This is a genomic window from Luteibacter sp. UNCMF366Tsu5.1 (genome assembly GCF_900119235.1).
Classification (GTDB): domain Bacteria; phylum Pseudomonadota; class Gammaproteobacteria; order Xanthomonadales; family Rhodanobacteraceae; genus Luteibacter; species Luteibacter flocculans.
Genome location: NZ_FPIS01000001.1, coordinates 1,580,339 through 1,600,962 on the forward strand (window position 1 = coordinate 1,580,339; position 20,624 = coordinate 1,600,962).

Here is a 20,624-nt window from a genome sequence, read left to right on the forward strand (position 1 = left end):
TGTGGCTGTACGGTTATCGCTGCACAAAAACTCCAGGCCAGCGCGCTTTCCCGCCCCTGGCCGGCAGACCGCTTGCCCAGTCTAGGCGAGCCAGGGATGATGCTGCCACCCTAGCCGGAGTAAGCCCATGCGTCGCCTTGTTACTGCCGCACTCCTCGCTCTCGTCTCGTTCTGCGTAAGCGCCGCCACGCCGCCGACCACGACGGCCTCCTATTTCGACAACACCGGCCGCGACGATGTGCTGTCCGGCGGGCAGAAGTCGATCGTCATCGACACGCCCAAGGGCAAGTTCAAGGTCTGGACCAAGCGGGTCGGCAACAATCCGACCATCAAGGTGCTTCTGCTGCATGGCGGCCCAGGGGCAACGCACGAATACTTCGAGGCGTTCGACAGCTACTTCCCCGGTGCGGGGATCGAGTACTACTACTACGACCAGCTCGGCTCGGCCTTCAGCGACAAGCCCACCGATCCGTCGCTCTGGGACATCCCGCGCTTCGTGGACGAGGTGGAGCAGGTGCGCCAGGCGTTGCACCTGGACAAGGACAACTTCTTCGTCCTCGGGCACTCCTGGGGCGGCGTGCTTGCGATCGAATATGCGCTGAAGTACCCGCAGCACCTCAAGGGGCTGATCATCTCGAACATGATGGACAGCATTCCCGCGTACAACGAGTACGCCACCAAGGTGCTGATGCCGGCCATGGACCCGAAGAAACTGGCCGAGGTGAAGCGACTGGAAGCGGAGCACAAGACCGACGATCCGGCGTACATGGCGATCCTCATGCCGATGCACTACGAAAAGCACATCCTGCGCATGCCGGCGGCGCAGTGGCCGGAGCCGGTGGAACGTGCCTTCGGTCACATCAACGAGCAGATCTATGTGTCGATGCAGGGCCCGAGTGAGTTGGGCGCCAGCGGCAAGCTCCTCCACTGGGATCGCAGCGAAGCCTTGAAGACGATCAAGGTACCGACGCTGGTCATCGGGGCGCAGTACGACACGATGGACCCGAAATACATGGCCGCCATGGCGAAGAAGATGCCGGACGCGCGTTTCCTGCTTTGCCCCCAGGGCTCGCACCTGGCCATGTACGACGATCAGAAGACCTACTTCACGGGGCTGATCAAATTCCTGAAGGACGTGGACGCGGGCAAGCCGGTGAATTGACGCGGCCGGCTGTGCCGGATGGGCCCGGGCCCTTGTGGGAGCCGCCATGGCGGCGAGAGCTTGCCGGTGGGAGCCAGCCTGCTGGCGATGGGAGCTTGCCTCGCCGCTATACCGCTTCGTTGGCCTATCGCCACCAGGGTGGCTCCCACCGGTGCCTTGGCCTATCGCCGCGGGGGGCCGGGTAAGTCTTCGCTCCTGAGACGCCTTTCTGGCAACATCGTCCGGTTATCGACGCGCAGTAGCGCGCCTGCCGGATGCACAAGCCCATGAATTTGCAAGCCAATTACGAACAGATCCCGCTCAAGGACTACGCCGAGCGGGCCTACCTCGACTACTCCATGTACGTGGTGCTGGACCGCGCCCTGCCCTTCGTAGGCGACGGGCTGAAGCCCGTGCAGCGGCGCATCATCTACGCCATGAGCGAACTGGCGCTGGGCGCCACCGCCAAGCCGAAGAAATCCGCGCGCACCATCGGCGACGTGATCGGCAAGTTCCATCCGCACGGCGACTCGGCCTGCTACGAGGCCATGGTCCTCATGGCCCAGCCCTTCTCCTATCGCTACCCGCTGGTGGACGGTCACGGCAACTTCGGTTCGCCGGACGACCCCAAGAGTTTCGCGGCCATGCGCTATACGGAGTCGCGCCTCACGCCGATCGCGGAAGTGCTGCTCTCCGAACTGGGCCATGGCACCACCGACTGGGTGCCCAACTTCGACGGCACGCTGGAAGAACCCTCCTGGCTGCCCGCGCGCGTACCCCACGTCCTGTTGAATGGCTCGATGGGCATTGCCGTGGGTATGGCCACCGATATCCCGCCGCACAATCTGCGCGAGGTCGCCAGCGCCTGCATTCGCCTGCTCGACGATCCCGACGCCACGATCATCGACCTGTGCGAGCACGTGCATGGTCCGGACTACCCGACCACCGCCGAGATCATCACGCCGCGCAAGGAAATCGTGGCGATGTATCAAAACGGCATTGGGTCGATCCGCGCCCGCGCGGTCTACGAACGTGACGACGGCAACATCGTCATCACGGCCCTGCCCCATCAGGTCTCGCCATCGAAGATCCTGGAGCAGATCGCCGCGCAGATGCGCGCGAAGAAGCTGCCGATGCTGGAAGACCTGCGCGACGAGTCGGATCACGAGAATCCGATCCGCCTCGTGCTCGTGCCGCGCTCCAACCGCGTCGACGTCGACGAGATGATGCAGCACCTCTTCGCCACGACCGACCTGGAGAAGAGCTTCCGCGTCAACCTCAACATGATCGGCCTCGACGGCCGGCCGCAGGTGAAGGACCTCAAGATGGTCCTCAGCGAGTGGCTGCGCTTCCGTACCGATACCGTTACGCGACGCCTCAACCATCGTCTCGGCCGTGTCGAGCGTCGCCTGCATATGCTCGAAGCGCTGCGCATCGCCTACCTCAACATCGACGAGGTGATCCGCATCGTCCGTACCGAGGAAGAACCGAAGCCCGTGCTGATTGCGCGCTTCCGGCTCGATGAGGAACAGGCCGACTACATCCTCGAGACGAAGCTGCGCCAGTTGGCGCGGCTCGAGGAAATGAAGATCAACGAGGAACGCGACAAGCTCGAGGAAGAGCGCGCGCGGATCAATGTCCTGCTCAAGTCGCCAGCCAAGCTCAAGGGCCTCATCAAGGAAGAACTGCGCAACGATGCCGAGAAGTACGGCGACGAGCGTCGCTCGCCGCTGATCGAGCGCAGCGCCGCCCAGGCGCTCGACGAAAGCGCGCTGGTCGCTTCCGAGCCGGTCACGGTCGTGCTGTCACAGAAGGGCTGGGTACGCGCCGGCAAGGGGCACGACATCGACGGCGAAGCGCTGTCCTACCGCGATGGCGACAGCCTGCTGGCCGTGGCCCGCGCGCGGACCACACAGCAGGTCGCGTTCATCGACTCCACCGGCCGTGCCTATGCCACCGCCGCGCATACGCTGCCGTCGGCGCGCGGCAACGGCGAACCTTTGACCGGCCGCTTCAGCCCGCCGGCTGGCGCCCGCTTCGATGCCGTGGTGGCCGCGGACAACGACACCCGCGTGATCCTCGCCACCGACTTCGGCTACGGCTTCGTGACCCGCTTCGAGGCACTCACGGGCCGGCAGAAGGCAGGCAAGCAGATCATCACGCTGAACGATGGTGCCCGGGTGCTGGCGCCTGCGCTTACGGCCGATCCGTCGCGCGACCGCATCGTCGTGGTCACCGGCGAAGGCCATCTGCTGATGTTCTCGGTCGCGGAACTGCCGGAACTCGACAAGGGCAAGGGCAACAAGCTCATCGAGATCCCGAAGGCCAAGCTGGTATCCGGCGAGGAACGCGTCGTCGGCATCGCCGTGGTCGCCGAGGGCAAGGGCGAGGTCACGCTTTATGCGGGGCAGCGTAAGCTCACGCTGAAATGGGCGGACCTAGTCGAATACGGCGGCAACCGCGCCACGCGCGGCGGTGTACTGCCGCGTGGTCTGCGACGCGTGGAGCGCATCGAAACCACCGGCTGACCGCGGCTTACCTGTGGGAGCCGTCATGTGTGGGAGCCGCCATGGCGGCGAGGAATACGTGCCTCGACGCTTCACTGCTTCGTTGGCTTCTCGCCGCCATGGCGGCTCCCACAAAACAGCTCCCACAAAAACAGCACCCGCAAAAACAGAGCGGTCTGCTTAAAGCCGCGTCACATCCCACGACACCATTCGCCCGTCCTTGTACGGCATCACGCCGTGGAACGGCCGCGGGTCGGTGTCGAACACCAGCGGCAGGAAATGGCGATCGCCCTCCCACATAGGCAGGGCATCGAGGGCATCGAGCGCCACCCATTCCAGCGATCCCTCGGGATTCGATGTCAGGGGCGTACCCTCGAAGCGGGTGATGACGAAGACGAAGCCGAGCCAGTCCTCGCCCCGCTTGCCGAAACCCGGCCAGTTAAGCGTGCCGCGCAGGCGCATTTCCACACACTCGATGCCTGCCTCTTCCCTGATCTCCCGGCGCATGCACGACGCGACGTCCTCGCCTGGCTCCATTTTTCCGCCGAGGCCGTTGTATTTGCCCAGGTGCTGATCGTCTTCGCGGGCGTTGCGGTGGATCATGAGGACGCGCTGGCCGTCCGGCGACAACACGTACCCGAGCGTGGCGACGATGGGGGTATAGGGCATGGCGAGGGAAGGCTTGGGGAAAAACGCTGGAGTTTACGCCTTGCGCCGCTCGCCCGCGCCATCGCCCTTGCACTGCAAGGCCCGTCCGGCGAACATCGTCCGATGCTCCCGCTCCCTTCGTCCCTCGCGCTTGGCGCATCCGCGCTGCGGTTTCTCGCTATCGGTTGCCTCGCGGCCCTTGCCGTCGGCTGCGCCGATCCGGCGGACGCCGTGGACGGGCGCGACGTCGTCTTCGACAGCCAGTCCTATTTCGTCGTCAACGTAGACACGCGCAACGAGGACATCGAACTGATCTGGCGCAACCCCGATACCGGCGAGCCCTTCGGTGGCATCGAAGCGCTGAAGACCTGGACCGCGGGCAAAGGGCGCCCTCTCGTCTTCGCGACCAACGCGGGCATCTACGACCGCGAGTTCAAGCCCCTCGGGCTTTACGTGGAGAACGGCAAGACGCTCGTGCCGCTGAATCTGGTGCATGGCAATCCGCGTTCGGGCAACTTCTCGTTGCTGCCCAATGGCGTGTTCGCCGTCTATGACGACGGCAGCGCGGAGGTCCGTAGCAGCGAAGCCTTTCGCGCGGCAGATCGCAAGCCGCGCTGGGCAACGCAGTCCGGGCCCATGCTGGTGATCGACGGGCAGATCAATCCCCAGTTCGACAACGGCTCGGACAGCATGAAATGGCGCAGCGGTGTCTGTGCTCGCACGTCGCACGACGTCGTCTTCGTGGTCAGCCGCGCGCCGGTCAATTTTCACAGTTTTGCGCGGCTGTTCCGCGACGAGATCGGCTGCCGGGACGCGTTGTTCCTCGACGGCACGATCTCGCAGGCATACACGCCGGACGACGGCTACGTTGGCGCACCCGCGTTCATGACCAAGCCTTACGCCGGCATCGTCGCGGTATTTCCGAAGCGGCGCTGATCGTCAGGCGCCAGCGTTACCTCGTTTGCCTCCATGAATGGTTGCTCCCTGTATCTACCCCGCGCAACAACGGCTCGTAAGTGCGTTGGAGTTCGGATGTCCCGTCGGAATAGGCGTTGCTCACACTCTTGTCCTTACCGATCATGTGACGGTCGAGTGCGGCATCGGCATATCGCGCATGCCCGGGCGATCGATCGCGAAGCTTGATATTGAACACATGGGGCCCTGTGGTTCTCGATATCATTGCCATGTAGACCCCCACCTCCGGATTGTCTCCGTACGGGCGATTGCGCAATTTTGCTTGATTGAGCTTGAACCTCGCCGTCTGCTCCTGGAGCAAGTCCAGAAAAAACGGATTACCGCTGTGGGAGCCGAAGGCGTTGGTGTTGAACTCACCGAGCATATTCAGATCCCTGTTGGTCACGAGTGGGCCCGTGAGTATTTCGTCTTTCGCTGCCTGCAGAGGATTTTCGCCGAAGGCGGGCTTGAGCATGTCGTCCGTATCGAGGTACATACCTCCCTTTTTGTACTGGATGTAGTTGCGGAGGATGTCGCTGGCTGCGGCCAGATTCCGCGTCGCCTTCTCATTCTTTTGAAAGAAAAGAAACGCCTCGTAGTGCGTCGATGCCTTGAAGCCTTCGAACAGCTCCGTGTTTCGCAGATCCACCACCTCCACACCCGGCAATTTGCTGCGTAGCCTGCTGAGGCTCCCAGAGGTAGCATCATCCGGCAACACGTAGAGCGTCGGCTTATATCCTTTCGCATTTGCGATGCGGCTGTTGTCGCCAATAAGGTCCGTCAATGCCTTTTCCTTGAAGGGCAGCCCGTCCTTGCCACGCACGCCGCCCAGCCTCATCAACTCATTGACGTCACCAATCCAAATTTGATTGATTACTTTTGGAATCTCGCTCCTCGGTCCCTGGCGGACACTCGGCCATGACACAGGGTCGCGACTGATTCCGAACTCGATCAGTGCCGCACGCCTGGCCTCATCGGTAGCGCGCGGAGAAGGCACCGGCGGAGCACCCGACGGCCCGCCCGTGACTACGGACTTCCATGCACGGGCGGCGGCGTCGTACTCGACCTCCTCCCACAGTTTTCCGTTCCGGTCGACCAAGCGCCATCTGCATGTTTGCAGATCGAAACGTATGGGCGTCTGGTAGCCATTCAGGGGCACCATGATGTTTCCGTCCCTGGGCCGATCGATGCCTCGGAAGATGCCCTCCCCCCAGCGCGGCTCGCGCCATTCGATGGGTGGCGGTCTATCGGGAAAACCACCCAGCAACCCGGTATATGGACGCGGATGCCACTCGCCGTTGGTCAACGTAATTGGCCGGCTATTGCCCGCGGCCGTCGGGTGGTAGATCACTCTCTCGACGCTGCCATCGGGTTTGGAGACATTTCGGCTCTTGAACACCTGCCCACGCATCTTTACGTACTCCTGCCCGACGCTGTCGCGATACAGATTCGGAGACGGCGAGTGCATGGCGCTGGTATCGACATCGCGCACCGCAAACTGCCGCGCGAGGTCGTCCCATGCCTCAGATGAACGCGGCGCCGCAACGTTGGCAGGCATCGGGAGCGTAAAGCTTCGCCCCACCGTGGAATGGCGACCGAAGGTGGCCAGCTTGCCTATGGATCGGCCCAGGGCCTTGCCTGCGTAAACGAGTGGGCGGGCAAGTAGCGGTGGTCCGACTTCCAGCGCGATGGAGAGTCCGGCCATGCCCAGCTTCCCGTAACAGCCTTCAGCGCCATCCACGAAGCACTCCACGGCTCCCGTCATTCCCATACCGCCCTCCACGAGACCGTAAAGCGGCAGAACCATGCTCAGAAGATCCGATGCACCATTGACGTGATGCGCGACCTCCAACCGGTCCTTCCGCGACGTCGAAACGGCCATGTATCGTGATTCGTTCCGAAGCTGGACGAAAAAGGCGAGCGCACTCGCCCGGAGGAAATCGCCCTCGATTGGAACCATTTGCACGTCGCTTCGCCCGCCCCGCAGAAGAATCTGCGTCGCGGCTGCTCGCTCGCCTGAGACGATGGATTGGACGATGTAGGTGCGCAACGCGGCATCGGTTCGGAACAGAGTCGATATGTCGCCGAGACTGCGGAACGCGCGAAACGCGCTGCCACTCGGCGCATGAGGAGTGTAAAGAACGAACGCTTGGTCTCCCTCCTGGCCTGTCTCGAAAAGCACGACACCACCACCTACGCTGGCCTCTCCGACGTGAAGATGGCGCACAGCAATTCGCGACGTGGCGCTCGGATGGGCAAGCGCGTGAAGTATCGATCCAGTCGTTTTTCCCGTCAGTTCGGACCGTGGCAGCGAACGGCCGCTTGCTACCAGCTCGAACGCCATTCGGTGTCCCAACGCCAGTGCAAATGCGTCGAGGTCTATCGTCGCTTGAAAACGATCGACTGCATCGATGTAACGCTTGGCGACATCCGCCTCACGGACCATACGCGTGACTACTTCGTCGGACAGACCGGCGATAGGCAGCCCTCTGTCGTCAAGGACCTCGTAATGCGAGAGCTGTCTTTGCGTCGCGACCATGTTCTCAAGCGCGATCTCTGTAAGGCTCAGTTTCTTGCCGGTGTGCCAGGTGCCTTTCTCGTCGACCTTGTTCCAACTTCCATCGTCACCCTGCCAGCGTCGTTGCTTACCCTTGTGGTGCTCGCGGTAGGTCCACTCGAACACGGAAATCGCGTCTGGATCGGTCACTTCCAAACCGGCTGCGACCAGCAGCTTCCTCAGGGTGTCTCGCGACAATTCTTTCAAGTCACCAGGAATCGCCAGATCCTTGGTCGTGGTATCGAACGATGCGCTGAACTTCTTGAGATAGGTTGCCGCCTTCGTCCACCATGCTCGTTTGACGGCCATCGTCCCGTCGACGACGTCATCGGGCATCAGTAGCTCGAGAACGCGGCGACTGTTGTAGGCATGGATGACAAACCGTTGATCGAGATCGTCCACCGGGTCGCCATGCGAGGCCAACGTGTGTACGAGTTCTTCTGCCTTCATCGTAGCCTGGGAGGCATGACGGAGTGCCTCGGCGAACTCGCTGGATGCATTCTGAATCACGCGGTCGATCATCCAGACGAGCCCATCGTCGACGGCGTGCGTACGTACGTTCGCTGACTCACCGAGCGCCTGCACGATCCACGCATGCATGACCGCGGCGCTGTCGAATACCTTTGTCGAAAGATTGGGAGAAAGCAGCAGCACCTTCCCACAATCGCCTTGGGGAAAGGCCGTGCATGCGCGCTCAGAGACCATCAGCGCGTCGGAGGGGACCACGCTGTTATCGCCTTTGCCTGCGAGGGTGACTTCAATGCCAAGCACGCCAGGCGATCCTTCGCCCGCACTTGGATCAGGAGAAATAACCGCAGAGAGAAGCGACGTGGCCGCCTCGTCGAGCGATCCCTCGTGGACGCCTGCCTCCACCTCCAGCTTCCTGAGTGCGCCTATCGCTCGCGCCACCCATTGCTTTCGCGTCGGAGCCACCCTCTCGGTCGTGGACCTTCGCTCCGGAAGGGGCTGGTTCCAGAATGCGTCGGACTGCTTGTCGTACGCGTGCTTGAAGCTGGCCGATGTGGCGAGGGCCGCCTCCACCTTGGTCAACCCGGAACCGCCGGCAAGTTCAGAAATCCTCGCGGCGGCAGCCGTAGTGCTCGCAGCGCTGAAGAAGCCTGTCTCGGACTGGTTGTAAACCGGAAAGACACCTTTCACGGCGATTGCTTCCCGATAGACGTCCAGCAGGCGACGGGAGGACACCGTCTTGCTCGCTTCATTCCCATCCGCCGTGAACGTCGTTACGTAGATGTCGCCAACATCGTATTTCCGCAGAATACCCGGAAACTTCTGGTTCAATTCGTCAGCAAGCGCCTTCCTGGATGCCGACGCGAAGTCGGGCCTACCGGCTATCACCGAGCGCATGTCGCTCAGCAATTGATTGATCGCATCGGCATCGGGCATCGCCACGGCGGCACCGAGTTTCGCGTTGTCGGCGCCAGTGACTCGCGTCAGCAAGCGCGCCGCGTCCAAGGCATCGTCTGCAGACACTATCTGCCCGTCAGCAAGCTCTTGCGCTGACGACGATGCGGTCGGGCTTAGGCTCATGGCAATCAACGCCGTCAGCGTATGTCGCACGAACGGTCCCATAGGTAGTCCTTCACGTCTGTGGTGCCCGAGAGTTTTACGGGCTAGACCACCAGGACCTATAGGCCTTCGCTACAACCGGCGTAGGCTATTGCCGCAGCATGCGATCGCAGATCGCTTCGTAGAGATCGGGCAAGCGTTCCAGATCGGCCAACGACACGCACTCGTCCACCTTGTGGATCGTTGCGTTGACCGGTCCCAGCTCGATGACCTCGGCCCCCATCGGTGCGATGAAGCGGCCGTCGGAGGTGCCGCCGCCCGTGCTTTCCTCCGGGTCGATGCCGCAGAGTTCGCGGCAGACTTCGGCCGTGATGCGACGCAGGCGCCCGCCAGGGGGAGCAAGGAAGGGATGGCCCGAGAGATGCCAATCGAGATCGAACGCCACGTCATGCGCCCGAAGGATGGCCTCCGTGCGCCCGCGCAAGCCATCGGCCGTACTGGCGGTGGAGAAACGGAAATTGATCAGCGCTACCAACTCACCGGGGATGACGTTGTTCGCGCCGGTGCCCGCGTGGATATTGGACACCTGGAACGACGTGGGCGGGAAATCGGCATTGCCATCGTCCCAGCGCTCCGCAGCCAGGGCTGCAAGCGCAGGTGCGAAACGATGAATCGGATTCAGCGCCTTGTCCGGATAGGCCACATGGCCCTGCACACCTTTTACGGTCAGCGTGCCGGAAAGGGAGCCACGTCGACCGACGCGAATGAGGTCGCCGAGTGTCTCCTTGGCTGAGGGCTCACCGACCACACAGGCATCGATCCGCTGCCCGCTGCGCGCGAAATGTTCGACCACCTCGCGTACGCCGTGCAGCGCCACGCCTTCCTCGTCGCTGGTAAGCAGCAGGCCCACCGTGCCCGAATGCTGCGGATGTGACGTGACGAAGCGTTCCAGCGCCACGACCATTGCCGCCACCGAGCCCTTCATATCCGCTGCACCGCGGCCATAGAGCATGCCGTCGTGCTCGGTGGGCTCGAAGGGCGGAAACCGCCAGCGCTCCTCCGGCCCCGGAGGAACCACGTCGGTATGCCCAAGGAAAGCCAGCACAGGCTCTGCCGCACCGTGGGTCGCCCACAGGTTGTCGACCTCGCCGAAGCGCAGGTGCTCGATGCGGAACCCCACGCGTTCGAGCCGTTCGGCAATCAACGGCAGGCAACCTGCATCGTCGGGCGTGACCGAGCGGCGGCGGATCAGCTCCCGGGTAAGATCGATGACGGCAGACATGCTATTTGGCGAATCGCTTCTTGAAAGCGTTGTCGGAAAAGCCGACGGACACCGTGTCCCCATCGACGACCACCGGGCGCTTGATCAGCGCGGGATATTCCTTCAGCAGCAACGTCCATTCCGGATCGGTACGCGGATCCTTGCGCTGCGGCAGCAGCGTACGCCACGTGGTGGACGCCTTGTTCACCAGCTTTTCCCATCCGCCAAGCTGCTCGGCCCAGGCTTTCAGCGTGGCGGCAGGCACCGGGTTGGCGCGGTAATCGATGAACTCGTGCGCGACGTCGAAGCGCCCCAACCAGTTGCGCGCCTTCTTGCAGGTATCGCAGTTGGGCAGACCGTAGAGCGTGATCGTCATCGTGTCATTCGCCGCTGCGCAGGAGTTCGTTGATGCCGGTCTTGGAACGCGTCCTCTCGTCCACCTGCTTCACGATGACCGCCGCGTAGAGACTGTGGCTGCCGTCCTTCGCCGGAAGGCTGCCCGACACCACGACGCTGCCGGCCGGCACGCGACCGTAGCTGATCTCGCCGGTGGCACGGTTGTAGATACGCGTGGACTGGCCGAGAAAGACGCCCATGCCGATCACGGAGCCCTTCTCCACCACCACGCCTTCCACGACCTCGGAACGCGCGCCGATGAAGCAACCATCCTCGATGATGGTCGGATTGGCCTGCAGCGGCTCCAGCACGCCACCGATGCCGACGCCACCAGAGAGATGCACGTTGGCGCCGATCTGCGCGCACGAGCCCACGGTCGCCCAGGTATCCACCATCGTCCCGGCGCCAACGTAAGCGCCGATATTGGTGTAGCTCGGCATCAGCACGGCATCTTTCGCGATGTGCGCGCCGCGGCGCACCAGGGCGCCCGGCACGACGCGCGCGCCGAGGCTCGCGTACTCGGTAGCATCGCCATCGGTAAAGCGCAGGGGCACCTTGTCGAACGCGCTGGACGGACCGCCATCCATCACGCGGTTGCCATTCATGCGGAAGTACAGAAGCACGGCTTTCTTCAGCCACGCGTTGACTGTCCAGCCGCCTTCACCGTTGGGTTCTGCCACGCGACGCTCGCCGGACTCCAGCAGATTGAGCACCTGCTCAACCGCCTCGCGAAGATCGCCCTCCATCTCGTTCTGGGTGAGGGAGGCGCGACGCTCGAAGGCGTCGTCGATGATGGATTCAAGCGTTTGCATTTGCATGAGGGGAAATCCTGGGGCTTTCGGAGCCGATATGCCGCAACAGGCACGTCCGCACGATCTCCCGATGGTTGGGCGATAGCGGGGCGTCGCTGCGATCGGTGAGTTGGAAGAAGTCCTCGACACGTTCGCCGAACGTGGCGATGCGCGCATCATGCACGCGTACTTCAGCTTCGGCCAGCGCTTGCGCCACGGCGGCAAGCAAGCCGGGACGATCGGTGCAGACCAGGGCGAGTTGTGTGCGTTCGCCCGCGTCCACGAACTCGATGCGCGGAGCCATCTGGAAGTGCCGAAGATGGCGCGAGAGGCTACGTTTGGGCGGACCGTGACCCACCGGCTGTTCGAGCGCGCGAAGCATGCGCCCGCGAAGTTCCTCGGCGCGTTGCAAGGTCGCGGGTGCCTGCGAATCCGATTCCAGCAGGAGGAACGTATCGAGCGCCTTGCCGGTGCTGGAGACGAGCACGCGCGCCTCTACCACGGAGAAGCGCAGGCGATCGAGCACGGCCGTCACCGTCGCGAACAGACCGTCGCGATCAGGCGTGTAGATGAAAAGCTCCGTGCTGCCGCGCACCGAGAACGGATGGACTTCCACCAGCGGTGTGGCGCCGTGCGCGCGAAGAATGGCGGCGGTCTGCCAGGCGATCTGCTCGGGACGGTGGCGCAGGAAACTCGTGTCGGGAAAGTCTGCCCACACTTTCGCGATGGCGTCGGCCGGCACGTGTTCCGCCGCCAGCATGGCGAGTGCGCGCTCGCGGCATTCGCGCACGCGCGAGGTGGCATGGCCCGGCTGCGCGAGATCGCTGCGCAAGGCGAAGCGCGTGGCTGTATAGAGATCCGCGAGCAGGCGGTCTTTCCACGCGTTCCAGAGCTTGGGACTGGTGCCGATGATGTCGGCGATGGTCAGCAGGTAGAGATGATCGAGGTGTTCCCAGTCCTGCACGATCGCACCGAAGCGGTGTACCACGTCGGGATCGGTGATGTCCTGGCGCTGCGCGGTAGTGCTCATGGTGAGGTGATGCCGCACAAGCCATGCGACCAGTTCGACGTCGTCTGCCGGCAACTCGAGACGCGTGCAGAACGTGCGGGCCTCTTCTTCGCCCAGCACGGAATGGTCGCCACCACGCCCCTTGGCGATGTCGTGAAACAGCGCGGCGAGCAACAGAAGTTCAGGCTTTTCCAGGTGCGGCCAGACCTCGCAGGCGATGGGAAAGTCGCGACGGGCGGCGGGATCGGCAAAACGCGCCACGTTGCGCAGCACGCGCAAGGTGTGTTCGTCGACGGTGTAGACATGAAACAGGTCGTATTGCATTCGCCCCACGACCTTGCCGAACGCTGGGAGGATCGCCGCAAGCAAGCCATGTCGGTTCATGCGCCACAACGCTTCCACCGCGGGCGCCCCTCGACGCAGCAGCGTGAGGAAGGCCGCCAGCACCTGGGGATCATCGGCCAGCGATTCGCCGAGCGCTGAAACAGCATGCTGAATACGTCGCATGGTTTCCGCGGTAAAGCCCGTGATTCCCGGCTCGTCGAGACGCGCAATGAATATCTCGACGAGCGCCGAAGGCCGGCGTACGAACAGATGCGGATTGCGTAGCGCGATGCGCGAGCCATAGCGAACATAGTCGCTGCCCACCGGCTGCGGCTCGGCCGCCGGGTCCAGCATTTCCTCGAAGCGTTCGACCAGCTGCGTGCCGGAACGCTCGATCTGCGTCGCCGCACGGTAATAGCCCTGCATGAACTGCTCGACGCCAAGGTTCTTCGCGTGCTCGTCCTCGAATCCCAGCCGCGCCGCGAGCGCGCGCTGGTAATCGAAGAGGAGACGCTCCTCGGCGCGGCCGGCTTCGAGATGCAGCGCGTAGCGATAGCGGCGGAGCGTTTCTTCCGCGCGAGTCAGCCGCGCTGCCTCGACCGGTTCGAGCAGACCTTCGGCCACCATCGCGTCGAAATCGGGCGCATGCGCCAGCCGCATGCCCAACCAACGGAGCGCGTCCAGCGTGCGCAGCCCGCCGGGGCCATCCTTGAGGTTGGGCTCCAGGTTCTGCGCGGTATCGTCGTAGCGCGCGTGGCGGGCATCGCGCTCGGCCAGGCGGGCGGCCAGATAAGCGCGCGGCGGCCAGATGTCGGGATCGTCGAGGATGCCGCGCAAGGCGGTGCCGAGGATCGGCCATCCCGCCAGGCGCCGCGCATCGAGCAGGCTGGTGAAGACGCTCGCGTCCTGCGCGGCAAGCTCGCGACACTGTTCCACGGTGCGCACCGCATGGCCTGGTTTCAGGCCTACGTCCCATAAGCACGCAAAGAACAGCTCCAGCGCACGCGAGAGCGCCGGCGAGCTTTCGCCCACCATGGCCAGTAGATCCACGTCGGACCGCGGAAACAGCATGCCGCGACCGAATCCGCCCACCGCGAACAGCGCGGCGGCGGCCATGTCACCCAGACAGGCGCCCCACACGTGAACGACGATGCGCTCCACGATCTCGGCCCGACGGCGGGCCAGAGCGGAGGCGTTCTCGCCATCCCGGAACGCTACCGTGAGCGCACGATCCACGTCGCCAAGCAATTGGCGCAGCGAGCGGCGCGCTTCCGGCGAGACGCCCGAACGGGGCACGACGGCGGGCAGGCGTGGAAGCGGTGGCAGCGTCACGTCCGAACCTCCTGGGGAAAAGCTCGTTTCCGGCGCGCCTTGCGGCACGACCCGGTACGCGGGGCGCGCATACGGCGCACCGTACTACGGAAGAACGATCAGGCGGCGTCGGGCCACGGCGTAAGGATCTCGAAGCCGTCTTCGGTGACGGCAATGGTGTGTTCCCATTGCGCCGACAGCGAATGATCCTTGGTCACCACGGTCCAACCGTCCGGCAGCGACTTCGTCTGCGGCTTGCCGGCGTTGACCATCGGCTCGATGGTGAAGGTCATGCCAGGCTTCAATTCAAGCCCCGTGCCCGGGCGACCGTAATGCAGAACCTGTGGCTCGTCGTGATAGACCTTGCCGATGCCGTGGCCGCAGTACTCGCGCACGACGGAGAAACCCGCCGCCTCGGCATGCTTCTGGATCGCCGCGCCGACGTCGCCGAGCGTGGCGCCGGGCTTCACGGCCTCGATGCCCTTCATCATCGCTTCGAAGGTGGTGTCCACCAGGCGCTTTGCCAGCACGCTCGGCGTTCCCACGAAATACATGCGGCTGGTGTCGCCGTGCCAGCCGTCCTTGATCACGGTCACGTCGATGTTGACGATGTCGCCATCCTTCAACACCTTGCTCGGGCTAGGAATGCCGTGGCAGATGACGTGGTTGACCGAGGTGCAGGTCGTCTTGGGGTACCCGCGATAGCCCACGTTGGCCGGAATGGCCTTCTGCACGTTCACGATGTGATCGTGGGCGAGCTGGTCCAGATACTCCGTGGTAACGCCCGGCTTCACGTGCGGCACAAGCATCGCCAGCACCTCGGCGGCCAGACGGCCAGCCTCGCGCATGGCCTGGATTTCATCGGGGGTCTTCGGTACGACAGCCATAGTTCTCTCTTTTTTCTTTGCCCTCAGGGGATTGGGCCTGCCTTCCCAGATGGGGGCGCCCCTCCCGGTTGCCAGCCTCGGCTTGCGGCGAGAGGCTTCCAAAGGCTACAATCGGCGAGTTTTGCTGACCGGCGCAGTCATCCACAGGATGAACACGGCGGCGATTCGAAGCGCGATTGTAACCGCACGGCGCCACGCTTGGCCCCGGCGCAAGGCAATCGCTTTAACGCCACACACGCATCGGCACCGCCTTCGGGGTGCCCTACCTGTCGTCGTCGCGAAAGGCGTCGCGTCCAGGTCGGGTCGAAGCCGGGGATGCGTGGAGGTCCCAACCCCCATAGAACCGCCAGAGCGGTTCGCCCAGGAGTATTCCATGGCACAAGTCACCATGCGCGAGATGCTGGAAGCCGGCGTCCATTTCGGTCACCAGACCCGTTACTGGAACCCCAAGATGGCTCCGTACATCTTCGGCGCCCGCGGCAAGATCCACATCATCAACCTCGAGAAGACGCTCCCGCTCTTCAACGACGCGATGAACTTCCTCTCGGGCCTGGCCCAGAAGGGCGGCACCATCCTGTTCGTCGGCACCAAGCGTTCGGCCCGCGAGTCGCTCGCCGAGGAAGCCGCTCGCGCCGGTCAGCCGTTCGTCACCGCCCGTTGGCTCGGTGGCATGCTGACCAACTTCCGCACGGTGAAGCAGTCCGTCGCTCGCCTGAAGGAACTCGAAGCCGCCGAGACCGACGGTTCGTTCGAGCGCCTGGTCAAGCACGAAGTGCTGGCCCGTCGTCGCGAGCGCGAGAAGCTGCAGAACTCGCTGGGCGGCATCAAGGACATGAACCGCCTGCCGGACGCCCTCTTCATCGTCGACATCGGCCATGAAGACATCGCCGTGCAGGAAGCCCGCAAGCTCGGCATCCCGGTCGTCGCCGTTGTCGACACCAACTACGACCCGGCCCTCGTCGACTACGCCATCCCGGGTAACGACGACGCCATCCGCGCCATCCAGCTCTACGCCCGCGCCGCTGCCGACTCCATCCTGGAAGGCAAGGCTGCCGCTCCGAACGCCGCCCGTGGCGACGCCAACGAGTTCGTCGAGCTGGACGAAGAAGGCAACCCGGTCGCCAAGGACGAGGCCCCGCGCGGCGAGCGTCGTGGCGCGCCGGCCAAGAAGGGTGCCCCGCGTCGCGAAGGCGGCCGTGACGGTGGTCGCGGCGCCCGCGCGTAAGCGCCCGCCCCTTCCGCATCACCCGGCGCCGCGGCAACACCGCCGCGGCGCCCATCAAAACATTGAGGAATTACCATGGCTGAGATCAGCGCTAGCCTCGTCAAGGAACTGCGTGAGCGTTCCGGCGTCGGCATGATGGAGTGCAAGAAGGCACTCGTCGAAAACAAGGGCGACATCGAAGCGGCGATGGAATGGCTGCGCAAGAACGGCATGGCCAAGGCTGACAAGAAGGCCGACCGCGTTGCTGCCGAAGGCCTCATCGCCGTCGCCAGCAAGGCCGGCTCCGCCGTGCTGGTCGAAGTGAACAGCGAAACCGATTTCTCGTCGCGCAACGAGCAGTTCATTCAGTTCACCAAGGACGTGGCCAACGTTGCTCTCGAGACCGGAGCTGCCGACATCGAGGCTCTGAAGGCCGCCAAGCTCGGCGACGCCTCGGTCGAGGAAGGCGCGAAGGCGCTCACCCTTACCATCGGCGAGAAGTTCGAAGTCCGCCGCATGGCCAGCGTGCAGAACGACGGCCCCATCGGCGCCTACTCGCACAGCGGCCGCATCGGCGTTCTGGTGGCGCTCAAGGGTGGCTCGGAAGAGCTCGCCAAGGGCATCGCCATGCACGTGGCCGCGATGAACCCCAGGTTCATCAAGGTGGAAGACGTCCCGGCTGACTTCCTCGCGAAGGAAAAGGAAATCGAGCTCTCCAAGATGACCGACAACGAAAAGGCCAAGCCAGCCGAGATCCTTGAGAAGATCGTCTCGGGCAAGGTCAACAAGATCCTCGCCGATGTCACGCTCGTGGGCCAGGCTTACGCCCTCGACACCGCCATCACGGTGGGTGAGGCACTGAAGAAGGCCGGCGCCGATGTCGTCGACGTCAAGCGCCTCGCCGTTGGCGAAGGTATCGAGAAGGTCGTTGACGATTTCGCGGCCGAGGTGATGAAGCAGGCCGGCCTGGCGTAAGCCTTCCCGTAAGCTGCAAAGAAAAGGCCGCGATTGCGGCCTTTTCTTTGCGTGAAGCGTAAACAGTGAACCGCAAGTAGAAGCTGCTCCGTTTTTGCTGTTCACGGTTAACTCTTCACGGTTCACTCTTCACGCTAAACTACGGCCGTTTTGCCCCACACAATCTGGAGACCCCCATGAGCAATCCGCTGAACCACCGCCGCATCCTGCTCAAGCTCTCCGGTGAAGCCCTCATGGGCAGCGAGGATTACGGCATCGATCCGAAGGTGATCGGGCGGCTCGCGAAGGAAATCCTCGAAGTTCGCGAAGCGGGTGTGCAGGTGGGTGTCGTCATCGGTGGCGGCAACATCTTCCGCGGTGCCGGCCTCGCGGCCGCGGGCATGGACCGCGTCACCGGCGATCACATGGGTATGCTCGCCACCGTGATGAACGCGCTGGCCATGCAGGACGCCATCGAGAAACTCGGCGGTGAGGCACGCACCATGAGCGCCATCAAGATCAACGAGGTGTGCGAGGACTTCATCCGTCGTCGTGCCATCCGGCATCTGGAAAAGGGCCGCGTGACGCTGTTCGCCGCGGGCATCGGCAACCCGTTCTTCACCACGGATTCGGCCGCTGCGCTGCGTGCGGTCGAAGTGGGTGCGGACCTTCTGCTCAAGGCCACCAAGGTCGATGGCGTGTATTCCGCCGATCCGAAACGCGATCCGAGCGCCCAGCGCTACGACCACCTCACCTATAACCAGGTGATCGAGCGTCGGCTGGAGGTCATGGATACCGCCGCCATCGCCCTGTGCCGCGAGAACAAGCTGCCCCTGCGCATCTACGACATGACTGCGCCCGGCAACCTCATGAAGATCATGCACGGCGAGGCGGTAGGTACGCTCGTCGACGCCGGCTGAACCGGCGCTTCCGTGGCACGGCGCAGCATGGCCGTGCCGACGCCGCTGCTATACTCGCCTGCTGACCCGTTCCACCGGATGAAAGCCCATGATCAACGACATCAAGAAAGATGCTGAGACCCGCATGGGCAAGAGCATCGACTCGCTCAAGCACGACCTGAAGACGATCCGCACCGGCCGCGCCAACCCGTCGATTCTCGAGAACATCCGCGTGCCCTATTACGGCACCGACACCCCCCTCTCGCAGGTCGCCAACGTGACCACGCCGGATGCGCGCTCGCTGTCCGTGAAGCCGTTCGACAAGAGCATGGTCGGCCCGATCGAGAAGGCCATCATGGCGTCCGATCTGGGCATCACGCCGACCACGATGGGCATGGACATCCGCCTGAACTTCCCGCCGCCGACGGAGGAGCGCCGCAAGGAACTCGCCAAGAGCGTGGCGAAGGAAGGCGAGCAGACCAAGATCGCCATCCGCAACGTGCGCCGCGATGCCGTGCAGCACGTCGCCAAGCTGCTCAAGGACAAGGAAATCACCGAGGACGACCAGAAGCGCGCCGACGACGACATCCAGAAGCTCACCGACAAATACGTGAAGCTGGTCGACGACGTGGTCAAGGAAAAGGAAAAGGAGCTGATGGCGCTCTGACGCGCCATCGGAACCGTCCCATGGCAGCGAGGCCCGACGCCCGGGTACCCCGCCACCTCGCCATCGTGATGGATGGCAACGGCCGCTGGGCGAAGCAGCGCTTTCGCCCGCGCACGTTCGGTCACCACGCGGGGCAGAAGGCCGTTCGCGAGGCCGTGGAATTCTGCCTGCGCCAGGGCATCGCGTCGCTGACGCTGTTCGCCTTCTCCAGCGAGAACTGGCAACGGCCGCCCAGCGAGGTATCCGCCCTGATGGAGTTGTTCCTGAAGGCGATCGACCGCGAGGTGGACGAGCTTCACGGCAACGGCGTGCGCATTCGCTTCGTAGGCGATCTGGAACCCTTCGCGCCCGAACTGCGCGAGCGCATGGAAGCCGCCATGGCGCGAACCGCGAACAACGCTGCGCTCAACATGAACGTGGCAGTGAACTACGGCGGTCGCTGGGATATTGCGCGCGCCGCACGCCTCGCGGCAGAAGCGGCAGCTCGCGGCGAATTCGCCATCGGCGACATCGACGAACAGCGTCTGCACGGTTATACCTGCCTGGCCGACCAGCCGCCGCTGGACCTGTTCATTCGCACCGGCGGCGAGCGCCGGGTAAGCAACTTCCTGCTCTGGCAGATCGCCTATGCCGAGCTCTACTTCACCGACACCCTGTGGCCCGACGTCGACCAGGCCTGCCTTGCCGAGGCCTTGGACGACTATGCCCGCCGCGAGCGCCGCTTCGGGCGCACCGGCGAACAGGTCGCGGGCTGACGCCGGAATCCCATGCTCAAGCAACGCATCATCACCGCTGCGATCCTCATACCGCTGGTCCTGGCGCTGATCCTCCTGCCGCCGACCGGCTTCTTCGCCACGTTGATCGCCATCGTCTTCGTGGGCGCGGCGTGGGAATGGAGCCTGCTGGCGGGCTGCCGCACCCAGGCAGGCCGTGCCATCGTCACAATGGCGGCGGCCGCGATCTTCGTCGCCCTGCTGATCATCCGCACGCCGGGCCTGCTGACCCTGTTGACCGTCATCGGCGTGGCATGGTGGATCGGCTGCTGCTTCTGGCTGCGAAACTTCAATTTTTCCGCCGCTCCCAATGCAGAGAATCGCCTGCTCAAGCTCGGGACCGGCGCACTGGTGATCGTGCCCGCCTTTGCCGCGGCCACGCTCCTGCACTCGAGTGATCGTGGCAACTGGTGGACCCTACTCGCGCTCGTGATCGTCTGGGCCGCCGACACGGGGGCCTATTTCAATGGACGGCAGTTCGGGCGGCGCAAACTCGCGCCGCGCATCAGCCCTGGCAAGACATGGGCTGGCGTGTACGGCGCGGTCATGGCGGGCGGTCTCGTGGCCTTCCTCGGCGGATACCTGCTCGGGGTGCGCGGCACGTGGCCGTTGTGCGGCATGGTCGTGCTCGGCGTCGCCACCGTCGGCATTGCCGTGGTGGGCGACCTGTTCGAGAGCCTGATGAAGCGCCATGCGGCCGTGAAGGATTCGGGCGCGCTCTTCCCTGGTCATGGCGGTCTGCTCGACCGTCTCGACAGCGTCTTCGCCGCCTTGCCGGTGTTCGTGGCCGGCAAACTGCTGCTGGGACTCTGAG

Annotated in this window: 16 protein-coding genes; 9 read left to right on the forward strand and 7 right to left on the reverse strand. The window is 63.9% G+C overall.

The genetic code is table 11. The features are described 5' to 3' along the window. Positions 1–127: 127 nt before the first annotated feature. Together BT115_RS07050 and parC are read left to right on the forward strand one after the other, a co-directional pair. Positions 128–1,162 carry a proline iminopeptidase-family hydrolase gene (locus BT115_RS07050; RefSeq protein ID WP_072321757.1) on the forward strand — a complete coding sequence of 345 codons (1,035 nt, stop codon included), beginning with the start codon at positions 128–130 and terminating at the stop codon, positions 1,160–1,162. Between the two features lie 266 nt (positions 1,163–1,428). Continuing rightward, entirely contained in the window at positions 1,429–3,669 is a 2,241-nt protein-coding gene (gene parC, locus BT115_RS07055) for a DNA topoisomerase IV subunit A (RefSeq protein WP_072321758.1), read from the forward strand. A gap of 159 nt (positions 3,670–3,828) precedes the next feature. Here parC and BT115_RS07060 read toward each other — a convergent pair whose 3' ends face one another. Next, positions 3,829–4,317: an NUDIX hydrolase gene (locus BT115_RS07060; protein WP_072321759.1), complete on the reverse strand. Its 489-nt coding sequence runs from the start codon at positions 4,315–4,317 to the stop codon at positions 3,829–3,831. A 102-nt stretch (positions 4,318–4,419) separates the two neighbouring features. On the opposite strand from BT115_RS07060, the gene BT115_RS07065 reads away from it, so the two are divergent. After that, positions 4,420–5,232: a phosphodiester glycosidase family protein gene (locus BT115_RS07065; protein ID WP_072321760.1), complete on the forward strand. Its 813-nt coding sequence runs from the start codon at positions 4,420–4,422 to the stop codon at positions 5,230–5,232. Positions 5,233–5,248: 16 nt separating this feature from the next. On the opposite strand, the gene BT115_RS07070 is transcribed toward BT115_RS07065, so the two are convergent. The 6 genes from BT115_RS07070 to map form a co-directional block, all read right to left on the reverse strand. Beyond that, the gene (locus BT115_RS07070) at positions 5,249–9,397 is read right to left on the reverse strand and encodes a dermonecrotic toxin domain-containing protein (RefSeq protein ID WP_072321761.1); all 4,149 of its coding nucleotides are present in this window, start codon (positions 9,395–9,397) and stop codon (positions 5,249–5,251) included. Between the two features lie 85 nt (positions 9,398–9,482). After that, entirely contained in the window at positions 9,483–10,616 is a 1,134-nt protein-coding gene (dapE, locus tag BT115_RS07075; RefSeq protein ID WP_072321762.1) for a succinyl-diaminopimelate desuccinylase, read from the reverse strand. 1 nt (position 10,617) lies between these two features. After that, a complete protein-coding gene (locus BT115_RS07080) occupies positions 10,618–10,971 on the reverse strand; it encodes an arsenate reductase (RefSeq protein WP_072321763.1) in 354 nt (117 codons plus the stop codon). Positions 10,972–10,975: 4 nt separating this feature from the next. Then, complete coding sequence (dapD, locus tag BT115_RS07085; protein WP_343124051.1) at positions 10,976–11,905, reverse strand: 2,3,4,5-tetrahydropyridine-2,6-dicarboxylate N-succinyltransferase; 930 nt, start codon at positions 11,903–11,905, stop codon at positions 10,976–10,978. Continuing rightward, positions 11,790–14,447: a [protein-PII] uridylyltransferase gene (gene glnD, locus BT115_RS07090; RefSeq protein ID WP_255369362.1), complete on the reverse strand. Its 2,658-nt coding sequence runs from the start codon at positions 14,445–14,447 to the stop codon at positions 11,790–11,792. Before glnD ends, dapD begins: the two co-directional genes overlap by 116 nt. A 98-nt stretch (positions 14,448–14,545) precedes the next feature. Beyond that, positions 14,546–15,313, reverse strand: coding sequence for a type I methionyl aminopeptidase (gene map / locus BT115_RS07095; protein WP_072321765.1), 768 nt, complete (start codon positions 15,311–15,313; stop codon positions 14,546–14,548). Positions 15,314–15,686: 373 nt separating this feature from the next. On the opposite strand from map, the gene rpsB reads away from it, so the two are divergent. The 6 genes from rpsB (at position 15,687) to BT115_RS07125 (ending at position 20,623) form a co-directional block, all read left to right on the forward strand. Continuing rightward, entirely contained in the window at positions 15,687–16,538 is an 852-nt protein-coding gene (rpsB, locus tag BT115_RS07100) for a 30S ribosomal protein S2 (RefSeq protein WP_072321766.1), read from the forward strand. A 75-nt stretch (positions 16,539–16,613) separates the two neighbouring features. Then, positions 16,614–17,492, forward strand: coding sequence for a translation elongation factor Ts (gene tsf / locus BT115_RS07105; protein ID WP_072321767.1), 879 nt, complete (start codon positions 16,614–16,616; stop codon positions 17,490–17,492). Positions 17,493–17,668: 176 nt separating this feature from the next. Further along, the gene (gene pyrH / locus BT115_RS07110) at positions 17,669–18,391 is read left to right on the forward strand and encodes a UMP kinase (RefSeq protein WP_072321768.1); all 723 of its coding nucleotides are present in this window, start codon (positions 17,669–17,671) and stop codon (positions 18,389–18,391) included. An 88-nt stretch (positions 18,392–18,479) separates the two neighbouring features. Further along, entirely contained in the window at positions 18,480–19,037 is a 558-nt protein-coding gene (gene frr / locus BT115_RS07115; protein WP_072321769.1) for a ribosome recycling factor, read from the forward strand. A 20-nt stretch (positions 19,038–19,057) separates the two neighbouring features. Then, positions 19,058–19,792, forward strand: a complete 735-nt coding sequence (uppS, locus tag BT115_RS07120; RefSeq protein ID WP_072321770.1) for a polyprenyl diphosphate synthase — start codon at positions 19,058–19,060, stop codon at positions 19,790–19,792. 12 nt (positions 19,793–19,804) lie between these two features. After that, positions 19,805–20,623 (forward strand): phosphatidate cytidylyltransferase, encoded by an 819-nt coding sequence (locus BT115_RS07125; RefSeq protein WP_072321771.1) that lies wholly within the window; start codon positions 19,805–19,807, stop codon positions 20,621–20,623. The last annotated feature ends 1 nt before the right edge of the window (position 20,624 follow it).

Coding starts and splice junctions, on each gene's coding strand:
- parC (WP_072321758.1), top strand. CDS start 1,429: ATGAATTTGCAAGCCAATTACGAACAGATCCCGCTCAAGGACTACGCC.
- frr (WP_072321769.1), top strand. CDS start 18,480: ATGATCAACGACATCAAGAAAGATGCTGAGACCCGCATGGGCAAGAGC.
- rpsB (WP_072321766.1), top strand. CDS start 15,687: ATGGCACAAGTCACCATGCGCGAGATGCTGGAAGCCGGCGTCCATTTC.
- uppS (WP_072321770.1), top strand. CDS start 19,058: ATGGCAGCGAGGCCCGACGCCCGGGTACCCCGCCACCTCGCCATCGTG.
- BT115_RS07065 (WP_072321760.1), top strand. CDS start 4,420: ATGCTCCCGCTCCCTTCGTCCCTCGCGCTTGGCGCATCCGCGCTGCGG.
- pyrH (WP_072321768.1), top strand. CDS start 17,669: ATGAGCAATCCGCTGAACCACCGCCGCATCCTGCTCAAGCTCTCCGGT.
- tsf (WP_072321767.1), top strand. CDS start 16,614: ATGGCTGAGATCAGCGCTAGCCTCGTCAAGGAACTGCGTGAGCGTTCC.
- BT115_RS07050 (WP_072321757.1), top strand. CDS start 128: ATGCGTCGCCTTGTTACTGCCGCACTCCTCGCTCTCGTCTCGTTCTGC.
- map (WP_072321765.1), bottom strand. CDS start 15,313: ATGGCTGTCGTACCGAAGACCCCCGATGAAATCCAGGCCATGCGCGAG.
- BT115_RS07070 (WP_072321761.1), bottom strand. CDS start 9,397: ATGGGACCGTTCGTGCGACATACGCTGACGGCGTTGATTGCCATGAGC.
- BT115_RS07080 (WP_072321763.1), bottom strand. CDS start 10,971: ATGACGATCACGCTCTACGGTCTGCCCAACTGCGATACCTGCAAGAAG.
- BT115_RS07125 (WP_072321771.1), top strand. CDS start 19,805: ATGCTCAAGCAACGCATCATCACCGCTGCGATCCTCATACCGCTGGTC.
- dapE (WP_072321762.1), bottom strand. CDS start 10,616: ATGTCTGCCGTCATCGATCTTACCCGGGAGCTGATCCGCCGCCGCTCG.
- BT115_RS07060 (WP_072321759.1), bottom strand. CDS start 4,317: ATGCCCTATACCCCCATCGTCGCCACGCTCGGGTACGTGTTGTCGCCG.